Source organism: Thiospirillum jenense (assembly GCF_014145225.1).
GTDB classification, from domain to species: domain Bacteria; phylum Pseudomonadota; class Gammaproteobacteria; order Chromatiales; family Chromatiaceae; genus Thiospirillum; species Thiospirillum jenense.
Genome location: NZ_JABVCQ010000012.1, coordinates 79,501 through 91,874, shown reverse-complemented (window position 1 = coordinate 91,874; position 12,374 = coordinate 79,501). Strand labels below are relative to the sequence as shown.

The 12,374-nt window shown below is 51.0% G+C and carries 11 protein-coding genes; 10 read left to right on the top strand and 1 reads right to left on the bottom strand.

From position 1 onward, the window contains the following. Window positions 1-23: 23 nt before the first annotated feature. Window positions 24-500 (bottom strand): 2-oxoacid:acceptor oxidoreductase family protein, encoded by a 477-nt coding sequence (locus tag HUK38_RS07300; protein ID WP_182583662.1) that lies wholly within the window; start codon window positions 498-500, stop codon window positions 24-26. Window positions 501-1,012: 512 nt separating this feature from the next. Here HUK38_RS07300 and nifJ point away from each other — a divergent pair. The 10 genes from nifJ (at window position 1,013) to hprK (ending at window position 12,371) form a co-directional block, all read left to right on the top strand. Continuing rightward, complete coding sequence (gene nifJ, locus HUK38_RS07295) at window positions 1,013-4,612, top strand: pyruvate:ferredoxin (flavodoxin) oxidoreductase (protein WP_238787514.1); 3,600 nt, start codon at window positions 1,013-1,015, stop codon at window positions 4,610-4,612. Between the two features lie 155 nt (window positions 4,613-4,767). Continuing rightward, window positions 4,768-5,781: a dihydroorotate dehydrogenase-like protein gene (locus HUK38_RS07290; RefSeq protein WP_182583661.1), complete on the top strand. Its 1,014-nt coding sequence runs from the start codon at window positions 4,768-4,770 to the stop codon at window positions 5,779-5,781. A 341-nt stretch (window positions 5,782-6,122) separates the two neighbouring features. Further along, complete coding sequence (gene kdsC / locus HUK38_RS07285) at window positions 6,123-6,662, top strand: 3-deoxy-manno-octulosonate-8-phosphatase KdsC (RefSeq protein WP_182583660.1); 540 nt, start codon at window positions 6,123-6,125, stop codon at window positions 6,660-6,662. Between the two features lie 27 nt (window positions 6,663-6,689). Beyond that, entirely contained in the window at window positions 6,690-7,319 is a 630-nt protein-coding gene (gene lptC / locus HUK38_RS07280; protein WP_182583659.1) for an LPS export ABC transporter periplasmic protein LptC, read from the top strand. Window positions 7,320-7,378: 59 nt separating this feature from the next. Next, the gene (lptA, locus tag HUK38_RS07275) at window positions 7,379-7,960 is read left to right on the top strand and encodes a lipopolysaccharide transport periplasmic protein LptA (protein WP_182583658.1); all 582 of its coding nucleotides are present in this window, start codon (window positions 7,379-7,381) and stop codon (window positions 7,958-7,960) included. A 7-nt stretch (window positions 7,961-7,967) separates the two neighbouring features. Beyond that, window positions 7,968-8,708 carry an LPS export ABC transporter ATP-binding protein gene (gene lptB / locus HUK38_RS07270; protein ID WP_182583657.1) on the top strand — a complete coding sequence of 247 codons (741 nt, stop codon included), beginning with the start codon at window positions 7,968-7,970 and terminating at the stop codon, window positions 8,706-8,708. Window positions 8,709-8,796: 88 nt separating this feature from the next. Then, complete coding sequence (locus HUK38_RS07265) at window positions 8,797-10,329, top strand: RNA polymerase factor sigma-54 (protein ID WP_182583656.1); 1,533 nt, start codon at window positions 8,797-8,799, stop codon at window positions 10,327-10,329. A gap of 65 nt (window positions 10,330-10,394) precedes the next feature. Beyond that, window positions 10,395-10,736 (top strand): ribosome hibernation-promoting factor, HPF/YfiA family, encoded by a 342-nt coding sequence (hpf, locus tag HUK38_RS07260; RefSeq protein WP_182583655.1) that lies wholly within the window; start codon window positions 10,395-10,397, stop codon window positions 10,734-10,736. 163 nt (window positions 10,737-10,899) lie between these two features. Further along, entirely contained in the window at window positions 10,900-11,343 is a 444-nt protein-coding gene (locus HUK38_RS07255) for a PTS sugar transporter subunit IIA (RefSeq protein WP_182583654.1), read from the top strand. After that, complete coding sequence (gene hprK, locus HUK38_RS07250; RefSeq protein ID WP_182583653.1) at window positions 11,340-12,371, top strand: HPr(Ser) kinase/phosphatase; 1,032 nt, start codon at window positions 11,340-11,342, stop codon at window positions 12,369-12,371. Before HUK38_RS07255 ends, hprK begins: the two co-directional genes overlap by 4 nt. The last annotated feature ends 3 nt before the right edge of the window (window positions 12,372-12,374 follow it).

Genomic DNA, 12,374 nt, shown 5'->3' with positions numbered 1-12,374 from the left:
TAATAAAGTCTCCTAAAAACCATTTAACTGGTTGTGGCGTGGCGGCCTACTGCAAAGGCCTCGTCATTCAACCGGTGCAATTTTTCAGCTAAATGTGCGTGAACCGCATCTAACCAGTGTGCTTTGGGAATATCTAATACGACCGATAAGCAACCGAGCATGGCGACATTAAGACTTTTTTTATTTTTTAATACCCCAGGTGCAATACAATCGGGGGTTAACAAAACGCCACCATTACGCAAACACGGGCGATTAAGTTCAACTTGTGTTTCTTCTAATACTAATAAAACATCCGCTTCGCCAAAGGGTACCATCGGGCTTAAGATTTTATCGCCAAAACGCACGTCTGACGTGACAGAACCACCCCGTTGACTCATTCCATGTAATTCGCTTTTTTTAACGTCAAATCCAGCGCGAAATGCGGCGTCAGCTAACATATCGGAAGCAGTAATCACGCCTTGACCGCCGAGTCCAGCAATAATGATATTAGTGATGTGCATGGTCATTAACCTCGTTGATAAATGAACCCTAGTCTAACTTTTTATGCAGCGCATTGCTAGTTTTTATTAAAATGACTGCCGCCACTGTGCGGGTTGAATTGAATTTGATCACCCTACTTTTCAACATATCATCATCCAAATCAATTGCTTACGTCTCAAGTTCAACTCGTCGCGGTGCGGTGCTTACTGCACTCATGTAATTTTACAACAGAACCCGCTAGTGTTCTGCTGTTAACTATTTGAAAACAATACGTTACCAAATATTTATCAATTTTCTTGTTGTTAGGATCAACACGAATTGCGCAAATGTCATCAGATCAGGCTATATTAGCCGGCGTTCACAGGGGCGCTGCGGCGCTCACCGATTTTTAACCCGCATCGTGCTTGAGTTTGATTGAGTATCCGCAATCCCAGCATGATTTAGTGTCGGTGATTCCCGCCGCCTCCGTGCCTGTCGCTAATTGCCCTGCCGCAATTGGCGCATTTCAACATTGCATTTTGAGAAGAATCGCATGTCACAACCGCAATTACAGATGGTGACGCTCGACGGTAATGAAGCCGCCGCGTATGTCGCCCACATGACTAATGAAGTCATCGCTATCTATCCAATTACTCCAGCCTCGCCAATGGGCGAATGGTCGGATGAATGGACCTCGTTAGGAATTAAAAACCTGTGGGGAACTATTCCCGACGTGGTAGAAATGCAGAGTGAAGCCGGCGCCGCCGGTGCCATTCACGGTGCATTACAAGGCGGGTCATTAGCGACCACCTTCACTGCCTCACAAGGGTTATTATTAATGATCCCCAACATGTATAAGATCGCCGGTGAATTGACACCGACGGTATTACATGTGACGGCACGTTCATTAGCCGCCCAAGCCCTATCTATTTTCGGCGATCATGCCGATGTCATGGCCTGTCGTGGCACAGGTTATGCGATGTTATGTTCCGCATCCGTACAAGAAGCAATGGATTTTGCATTGATTTCACAGGCGGCAACATTAGAATCGCGTATTCCATTTTTGCACTTTTTTGATGGCTTCCGTACCAGTCACGAAGTCGCCAAGATTGCTAAACTACCGGTCGAAACCATTCGCACCATGATTGATGAAGAATTAGTCAAGGCGCATCGGTTACGCGGGATGAATCCCGATCATCCGGTATTACGCGGCACTTCGCAAAACCCCGATGTGTATTTCCAGGGACGCGAAACAGTTAATCCGTTTTATGCCAAAGTCCCCGCCATTGTGCAAGCGCGCATGGATCAATTCGCGCAATTAACTGGGCGGCAATACGGCGTATTTGAATACGTCGGCGCAGCGGATGCCGAGCGCGTCATTCTATTAATGGGATCAGGTATTGGCGCCGCGCAGGAAGCCGTTGAACATTTAGTGGCGCACGGCGAGCGCGTCGGCATGATGAAAGTACGTTTATTCCGCCCATTCGCTGCCGATTTATTAATTAACGCATTACCCAATACCGTGCGCACCATTGCGGTATTAGATCGCACGAAAGAACCCGGTGCTGACGGCGAGCCGTTGTATAAAGATGTCATTACCGCTTGCGCCACAGCGGCCAGTGATGGTCAATTAGCTCAGATGCCGCGTGTCATTGGCGGCCGCTATGGGTTGTCATCTAAAGAATTCACGCCCGGCATGGTCAAGGGCATCTTTGATGAATTAAATAAACCCAAGCCAAAAAATCAATTCACCGTTGGCATCATTGATGATGTCACACACTCTAATTTGGAGTGGGATGCCAGTTTCCGTCCCGATGGGGTGCGCGGTGTTAATGCCTGCGTCTTCTATGGCTTAGGATCAGATGGCACGGTGTCGGCAAATAAGAACTCTATTAAGATTATTGCCGAAGAAACGCCAAACTATGGGCAAGGGTATTTCGAGTATGACTCGAAAAAAGCTGGCGCTATGACCATTTCCCATTTGCGTTTTGGTCCGCAGCCAATTAACAGCACTTATTTGATTGGTGAGAATGAAGCCAGCTTTGTCGCCTGTCATCAGCCAACCTTTATTACGCGCTATGACATGCTGGAAAAAGCGCAACCCGGCGCGACCTTTTTATTAAATACCGCCACGCCACTGGATCAAGTGTGGAATGAACTGCCGCGCAGTATGCAGCAGCGAATGATTGATAAACACATCCAGTTTTATGTGATTGATGCCTATGATATTGCTGCCAAAACCGATATGGGTCGGCGCATCAATACCATTATGCAAACGTGCTTCTTTGCCATTTCGGGCATCTTGCCGAAAGATGAAGCCATTATGCGGATTAAAGAAGCGGTTAAAAAAACTTATGGCAAAAAAGGTCAACGGTTATTAGATCGCAATTACGCCGCAATTGATGCGACGCTCGCCGGCTTAAATCAAGTCACCCTGCCCACTCAAGTGACCAGCAGTTTTGATTACCCGCCATTAGTCCCGGCTAATGCACCGGAGTTTATTCAGCGCGTCACCGCAACCTTAATGGGCGGCAAAGGGAATCAATTGCCCGTCAGTTTAATGCCACCAGACGGCACCTGGCCCACTGGTACCACGCATTATGAAAAGCGCAATTTGGCATTAGCACTGCCGAAATGGGAAGATGAATTATGCACCCAATGCGGCAAGTGTCCATTGGTGTGTCCGCATGCCGCTATTCGTGCTAAAGTCTATCCAGATTCTGCATTAGTGAATGCGCCAAATGAGTTTCAACATGTGCCAATTAAAGGAAAAGATTTCCCTGCTGGCTATCATGTGACCTATCAAGTGGCGCCAGATGATTGCACCGGTTGTGGATTATGCGTTGAAGCCTGTCCAATTCGTGATCGTAATGATCCGAATCGTAAAGCACTCAATTTAGTACCCGCTGAACAACGCCATGCGATTGAACAACCGAATTGGGCGTTCTTTCTCACACTGCCCGAATATGATCGTACCAAATTGGATGCGACCAAAATTAAACACGCAATGATGATGCAGCCGCTATTTGAATTCTCTGGCGCGTGTGTGGGTTGCGGTGAAACACCCTATGTCAAATTGGCGACGCAATTATTTGGCGACCGCATGTTAATTGCGAATGCGACGGGCTGTTCATCTATTTACGGCGGCAATTTACCCACCACACCCTATACGAAAAATCCCGACGGCCGCGGCCCGAGTTGGAATAATTCGTTATTTGAAGATAATGCCGAATTTGGCTTGGGCTTGCGGTTAGCGGTGGATAAACAAGCCGAGCAGGCGCGGGAATTAGTCGCGGTATTAGCCGATAAAATTGGTGGCGATTTAGCGAATGAATTACTCACTGCCGATCAAAGCACTGAGACGGGGATTTATGCCCAGCGCGAGCGCGTTGCCGCATTAAAAACCCAATTGCGCGGAATTGATAACCCACAGGCGCGTATTTTAGAAGGCGTGTGTGAGCAATTAGTCAAGCGCAGCGTCTGGATTATTGGTGGCGATGGCTGGGCCTATGACATCGGCTATGGTGGTTTAGATCATGTCTTATCCACCGGGCGTAATATCAATTTATTGGTTTTAGACACCGAGGTCTATTCCAATACCGGTGGGCAGAATTCAAAAGCAACACCATTAGGTGCGGTGGCTAAATTCGCAGCGGGTGGTAAGCCGACATTCAAAAAAGACTTGGCGATGATGGCCATGGCCTATGAAAATGTCTATGTCGCGCAAGTGGCTTTTGGTGCAAAAGATGTGCAAGTGGTGCGCGCCTTTTTAGAAGCTGAATCCTATGATGGACCGTCATTGATTATTTGTTATTCGCCCTGTATTGCACACGGCGTGGATTTATCAAATAACTTGCGGCAACAAGATATGGCGGTTAATTCGGGTCATTGGGCGCTATTCAGGTATGATCCACGCAAAACAGCGGTGGGTGAAAATCCATTGCACATTGATAGTAAAGCGCCGAGCATTGCGTATCGGGATTTCATTAATACCGAAACCCGGTTTAATGTTTTAACACGCACCCATCCGGAGGCGGCCGAACGCTTTTTGCAATTGGCACAACGGCATATTGAAACCAAATTCAGTCTCTATGAACAACTCGCACATTTGGCAGTGCAAAAAGCTGCTAAAGCGGGTGATAAAACCGAGTAGCTGAATTGAATCGTGTCGCCGTGTTTGAATGATGCGGCGGCGTAAATGTCATCACCGTCCGGCGCATTGTCATTGCGTTTTGTGCATTAAACATGGCGGACTGGTGATGTCACCTCAATTGCCTACTGCCTTGATCCTATTGTCTGGAGTCTATTATGGATTTAACCACCTCTTATTTGGGTTTAACCCTCGCTAATCCATTCGTGCCATCGGCGTCGCCATTATCAAAAAGTGTGGATACGGCAAAAGAATTAGAAGATGCTGGGGCTTCCGCCATCATCATGTATTCACTATTTGAAGAGGCGATCACGGCCGAATCTGAAATGATGGCGCGCTTTCTTCATCATCAAGAAACCGGGTTTGCTGAAGCCGACGGATTCATTCCCAATTGGCATGATTTCAGCACCGGTTTAGATCAATATCTGGACGGTGTGCGGCGCTTAAAAGAAGGACTGGGCATTCCCGTCATTGCCAGTTTGAATGGCGTTACCCCCGGCGGTTGGGTGGAACATGCTAAAGAATTAGAACAGGCTGGCGCCGATGCATTGGAATTAAATGTTTATTACATCGCTGCTGATATTAATCAAAGCGGTACGGAGGTGGAAGCGCGTTATTTAGACGTGTTGCGTAGCTTAAAAGAGCAAATTAACTTGCCAATTAACATGAAGCTCTCACCAACCTTTAGCTCAATTGGTCACATGGTACATCAATTAGCGAATGCTGGGGCAAGCGGCGTGTCATTATTTAATCGGTTTTATCAACCTGATATTAATATTGACAGCCTGCGTTTACAACCCAGTTTGCATCCATCCACTTCAGCCGAAGCCTTATTAGCCATGCGCTGGATTGCGATTCTTTATGGGCGTAATGGTGGTTTATCATTAGGTGCAACGGGCGGGATTCATACGCCGGAGGACGCGATTAAATTATTATTAGCGGGCGCGGATGTGGTGCATTTGTGCAGTGCATTATTAAAACATGGCGCCGGACGCTTGACGCAAATTCATAAGCATTTAATGACTTGGATGCAGGAGCATGGATTTGAGTCCATTAGTGATGTGCGCGGACGCATGAGTGCGTTGTCTATTCCTAATCCGGCCGAATTTGCGCGGGCGAATTATGTCAACATCCTGGATAGCTATAGTTTTTCGCCTGGGGTAAGACGTTAATTCTAGTTTAGATTTGGCGGTAGTGTATTGATTTCGGCAATGTCATCAATGAAATATTGCCGTATCGTACACTACCCAATGTTGGAAAATCATGGTGAATTGATAACGCTTGATTTAATTTTAATTGTCCAATGCACTATCGCCCGGCTGGTCGTGACGCGCCAAATGATATTCAATGGTTTTGGTTCGGTCGTCATTCTGACGATAATTACCTTATTGCTTGATACGCTGTTTTAATGAAAGCTGTTCTGCCAAAATAATAACCCCCCAATTTCGCTTTAATTTTAATTACCCAACGCATTACATTCACTGCTCCCAACTAACACGAGGTCATCACGTCCGTGCAAGATGCGTTTGAACGTGCTAAAGCAATCCGTTTAGTGGTTTTTGATGTTGACGGTGTTCTCACTGATGGCAGTTTATTCCTCGGTGATGATGGTCAGGAATACAAGGCCTTTCATTCCCGCGATGGTCACGGCATTGTGATGCTGCGAGAGAGCGGCGTGGAATTAGCGGTCATTACCGGGCGTCAATCACAAGTGGTGCGCTTGCGTATGGAAAGTTTAGGTATCGTTCATGTTTATCAAGGGCAGCGTGATAAATTGCCGGCCTATTTTCAATTGCGCGATCAATTGCATTTGAATGATGAACAGGTCGCCTATGTTGGTGATGATGTAGTGGATTTACCAATTCTGTGTCGGGTGGGATTGGCGATTGCAGTTGCTGATGCGCATCCATTGGTACGCGAGCATGTTCATTGGCAAACCCATGCCCCGGGCGGGCGCGGGGCGGTGCGCGAGGTGTGCGAGTTAATTCTGCGGGCGCAGGGTCATTTGGATACGTTATTTGCGTCTTATTTAAATCCCATGTCGGCGGCGTGATACAATGATTATTAACTATCATTAATCATGCGTGTCACACTCGAACGGCGGCAGTTATGGTTGACAATCATATTGGGTGTGATTGGCGCCGCGGCCTGGTGGTATCTGTCCACCCAATCTATTGACTCGCGTTCAGGGTTATCTGATGTTAATCAACCAGATTACACGGTTGATATGATTCAAGCGGTCGTGATGGATGCGAATGGTCAGCCGCAGCGGCGTTTAAAAACCGATCAATTGCGTCATTATGCAGTTGATGGTCGTTCTGAATTAGATAATCCCATTGTTTGGTTGCGGCGTAATGCAATTGAACCGCCCTGGCAAGTGACTGCCGCCGTCGGGAAAATCAATGCGGATGGCACCCAAACACATTTAGGCGGCGGTGTGGTGGCAGAGCGGGCGGCGACGGCAGATACCCCGGCGCTTTCAATTAAAACGAGCGCAATTGTGATTTTTACCGACATCCAGTATGCAGAAACGCGGCATTTTGTTGCGCTTGATAGCGGCGATAATCGAATGACTGCCGAGCGCGGAATGCAAGTGTGGTTTGGTGATGAGCAGCGGGCAAAGTTATTTGGGCGAGTGCGTACGCAATTGGTAATATCGGATGTGCCAGCGCGAAAACGCACTCAACCCTTGAAAAAATCAATCCGTTAAAATTTGAATTGCAGTACGCTGAACTGCGTCACTCTTGATATTAACAATATGCACTGCCAATGTTCATTCATCCATTCACCTTGACCGGCGGCTACGACCTGATGTTAATTGCGCTGTTATTAACGAGTTTATTCATCACCGCGCCAGCACTCGCATTAGAAACTGATGCGCAACAGCCGCTGTTCATTGAAGCGGACGCGGTCGAGCTTGATGAGCCGCACGCCTCGAGTCGTTATTTGGGTAACGTCGAAATTCAACAGGGCAGTTTGCGCATTTTTGCCGCCGAGGTCGTGGTGCGTCACCGCGCTAATCGCCAGCCGCAGCACATCGTGGCGACGGGTCAGCCGGCGCGGTATCGCCAGCGGATGGATGGCGAGACCAACGAGGTGCATGGTCAAGCGCTGCGGATGGAATACGATGCGGATCGGGATGAATTGACTTTGATTGATAAAGCGGTGCTGACGCAGGGGCAGGATCGGTTTAGCAGCGACCGCATTATTTATAACCGCGTCACCAAGCAGGTGCGGGCGGGCGGCAGTGCGCAAGGGCGGGCGCGGGTCAAAATTAGTATTCACCCGGCGGCGGAGAAATCGCCAGCGGCAGCTCAACCAGCGCCCAAGTCGCGCACCAGTGCCAAATGACTATCGCATGACTACCGCCGCGCCGCTGACACTCACCGCCACCGGTTTGGTCAAAAGCTACCGCCGTCGCCGCGTGGTGGACGATGTCAGCTTGACGGTTGCCGCTGGTGAAATCGTCGGGTTACTCGGCCCCAACGGTGCGGGTAAAACGACCAGTTTTTATTTAATTGTCGGGTTAATTGCCGCCGACGCTGGGCGCATTTTGCTGGGCGATGAAGACTTGAGTGTGCAGCCGATGCACGCCCGCGCTCGACGTGGATTAAGTTACTTGGCACAGGAAGCGTCGGTGTTTCGCAAATTGACGGCGCAACAAAATGTGTTGGCGGTATTGGAAATGCGGCGCGATCTGACCCGGGTGCAGCAACGCGAGCGGTGCGCGGCGTTACTCGACGAGTTGGGCATCAGTCATGTCGCCCAGGCGCTGGCGCTGAGTTTGTCGGGTGGCGAACGGCGGCGGCTGGAAATTGCCCGAGCGCTGGCGGTGGAACCCAAGGCGATGTTACTGGACGAACCCTTTGCCGGCGTTGACCCGATTGCGGTTGGCGACATCAAGACCATCATTCGCCACTTGCGCGATCGGGCAATTGGTGTGCTAATTACCGATCACAACGTGCGCGAAACGCTCGACATCTGCGACCGGGCGTATATTCTCAACGGCGGGCGGGTGATTGCCGAAGGGACTCCCGCGCAGTTACTCGCCAACGCGCAAGTGCGTGCCGTGTATTTGGGTGAGCATTTCCGCCTGTGATGCCGCTAGGTCACGCCTCAACTAACCAGCCACTGCGTTATCGGCTAAAATCCCCACCAATGTCTGTTTTCCTGAGTTGTCCGGTGCGATGAAGCAAACTCTGCAATTACGTCTTGGTCAACAGTTGACAATGACGCCGCAGCTACAGCAGGCGATCAAGCTGCTACAGTTGTCCACGTTAGAACTGCAATATGAAATCCAAGAGGCGCTGGAATCCAATTTAATGCTGGAGGTGGCCGAGGATGATGCCGCCGAGACTGATTACCCAGCCGCCGCCGACAGCACCGAGCCGCGTCACGACACATTAGATGCCTTCACCAGTTCGTCGTCATCTGAAGTGACGGCGGAGGACAACTGGAACGGTGATGATGCGCGAGTGGACAACGAGCTGCATCCGGAGCTGGAACGCATCCCGGATAATCTACCGCTCGACAGCGACTGGAGTGATACGTTTGACAGTTACCTGCCGGCCTCGTCACATTCAGGCAGCGGGGCGGATGATGACTACGATCCATTTGCGCAACACGCCCGCCCGCAAACGCTGCACGATCATCTGGATTGGCAACTCAACCTCGCCCGCATTAACCCGCATGATCGGGCGATTGCCGAGGCGCTGGTGGACGCGATTGATGCTAACGGCTATTTGCGGCTGGATTTGGCCGACGTGGCCGGCATCATTGACGACGCGGCGTTGGAATTGGCCGACATCGAGGCGGTGTTGCAACTGGTGCAATCATTTGACCCCGCCGGTGTGGGGGCGCGGGATTTGCGCGAATGTTTAACATTGCAATTGCGCTACCACGCTGCGGCCGATTCGTCAGCGGGTGAGACGGCGCGGCAGATTTGCGCGGAACACTTTGATGCGCTGGCGCGGAATGATTTGGATGAACTGCGGCGGCTGTTGCGAATTACGGATGAAGAACTGGCGGCGGCGCTGACGTTAATTCGTTCACTCAACCCGCGCCCCGGGTCACTGATTAGCGACGTGCGCGCCGAATATGTCATTCCCGACGTGTTGGTGCGCAAACAGGCGGGGCGGTGGAAAGTGGAATTGAATCCCGAAACCGCGCCGCGGCTGCGGGTCAATGCCGATTATGCCAAATTGATTCGGCGGTCTGATCAAGCCGCAGACAACACTTGCTTAAAAGCGCATTTGCAGGAGGCGCGCTGGTTTATTAAAAGTTTGACCAGCCGCAATGATACGGTGCTGCGCGTGGCGATTAAAATTGTTGAATTACAACAGGCGTTTTTTGAATTGGGTGAAGAGGCGATGCGGCCGCTGGTGCTGCGCGACGTGGCCGAGGCATTGGAATTGCATGAATCGACCGTATCGCGGGTGACGACGCAAAAATACATGCACACGCCGCGTGGCATGTTCGAGTTTAAGTATTTCTTTTCCAGTTATGTCAGCACCACCTCGGGCGGCGAATGCTCATCCACCGCCATTCGGGCGTTGATTCGCAAATTAGTCGCCACCGAAGTCGCCAATAAACCGCTGAGTGATAGCAAAATTGTCAATCTATTGTCACATCAGGGGATTCAGGTCGCCCGCCGTACGGTGGCCAAATACCGCGAGGCGATGGGCATTCCACCGTCAAATGAACGCAAACGTCTCCTTTAATGTTTAATGTTTTCTATTCACGCGACCACACAGGTTGTTTAATCAACTGAGGAGTAATAAACACCATGCAGATTAATTTAACGGGGCATCATGTTGACATTACCGAGCCATTGCGTGGCTATGTTGACACGAAATTCGCACGGCTGGAGCGGCATCTTGACCATGTGATTAATGCCCACGTCATTCTCAGCGTTGAAAAGTTGCGGCAAAAGGCCGAGGCGACGCTGTTGATCAATGGCACGAGTGTGTTTGCGGATGCGGTGCATGAAGACATGTATGCCGCCATTGACGGCTTGGTGGATAAACTCGACCGCCAAGTCATTAAATACAAAGAGAAACGTCAAAGTTATCGCGGCGGTAAGGGCGTGACGGAAAGCGATTCAGATGATGAATCCTTAGCCAATTGAATTGTTCCATTTTCAATCCCCGCTGGTGAATCGCCATCCTTTTACCAGTATTAAAAGCCCCGGCGCCGCCCGACTCATCACGGCGCCGGCGTCCTGTACCATTCACTCCATCGCCCCGCACAATGGCAAGTTATTCCACATCATTAAGGTTTAAAACTCCACCATGATTACGGCGCAGCGCATTCGTGTCGCAGCAGCAATCACGAGCAAAAAACGTTTGCTGGAGGTGCTGGCGGAGCTGCTCACCAGTGCGCATCCACAGCTGTGTGACGCGGGCATTTTTGAGCGGTTAATTGAACGCGAACGCCTCGGCAGTACCGGCATCGGTCACGGCGTCGCGCTGCCCCACGCCCGCGTGGCCGAATTGACCCACGAAATCGGCGCTTTTGTGCAATTGCGCGAGCCGATCCCGTTTAACGCCATCGATGGGCAGCCGGTAGATTTAGCCTTCGCGTTACTCGCCCCCGATGACGACAGTGATCAGCACGTGCGCCAATTGGCCGGGCTGGCGATGTTATTTAGCGATGCCGAACGGCGAACGTTGTTGCGGCGCACCACGAATCCCGACACCCTGCTGACGCTGCTGACCTGCGAGCCGCCGCTGTGACTGCGCTCAACTCGTTACAAACGCTAGTTGAGCAGATCGGCCCGCAGCTACAACTGCGCTGGCTGACCGCAATTCCCAAACAAGCGGTGGCGTTGCGCATCAACAGCAGCGACGACGGGCCGCGCCACAGTCTAGTCGGCTCACTCAACTGCATTCACCCCAACCGCATTCAAGTACTGGGGCAGGCAGAAATGGCGCACCTGCGCGACCTCAGTCAACTCGCCTGCGCCGACATCATCGCCCGCCTGTTTGACGCCCGCCCGGCGGCGGTGATTTTTGCCGAACATCTCACACCAGATCAGTGTTTTTACGACTGGTCAGCCAAGTACGACATCCCGCTGCTGTCATCACCGCTGAAAGACTACGATCTCGTTGATCGGCTGCAATATTTTCTCACCCACGCCTTCGCCGAACGCCTCACCATTCACGGCGTGTTTTTGGAAGTCCTCGGCGTGGGCGTGTTGCTAGTCGGCGATTCCGGCATCGGCAAAAGCGAGCTGGCGCTGGAATTAATCGCCCGCGGCCACCGGTTAATTGCCGACGACGCCCCCGAATTCGCCCGCATCGCCCCAGAAATGTTAGAAGGGCGCTGCCCACCGGTATTGCGCGATTTTCTCGAAGTACGCGGCTTGGGCGTATTAAACATTCGCGCCATGTTCGGTGAAGGCGCGGTGCGCGATAATGACGTATTAAACTTAGTCGTGAATATGCGCACCTTTACCAGCGATGAATTAGTCAATATGGATCGCCTGCGCGGCAGTTTATCAGCACGCTCAATTCTGGGCGTGGCCATTCCCGAAATTACTATTCCCGTCGCCCCCGGCCGCAATTTAGCCGTCTTATTAGAAACCGCCGTGCGCAGTCAAATTTTGCGCATTCGTGGCTATGACGCCGGTATTGATTTTATTGAACGCCAAGCCCGCGCCGTAGCCGCGGCCAGCGTACCTGCATTTGGTCAAGGTGAATTAGTCAATCCCCCCAGTCCATTCGACACCATCCTCGCCTCATTATCGCCACTCAAAGCGTAACTG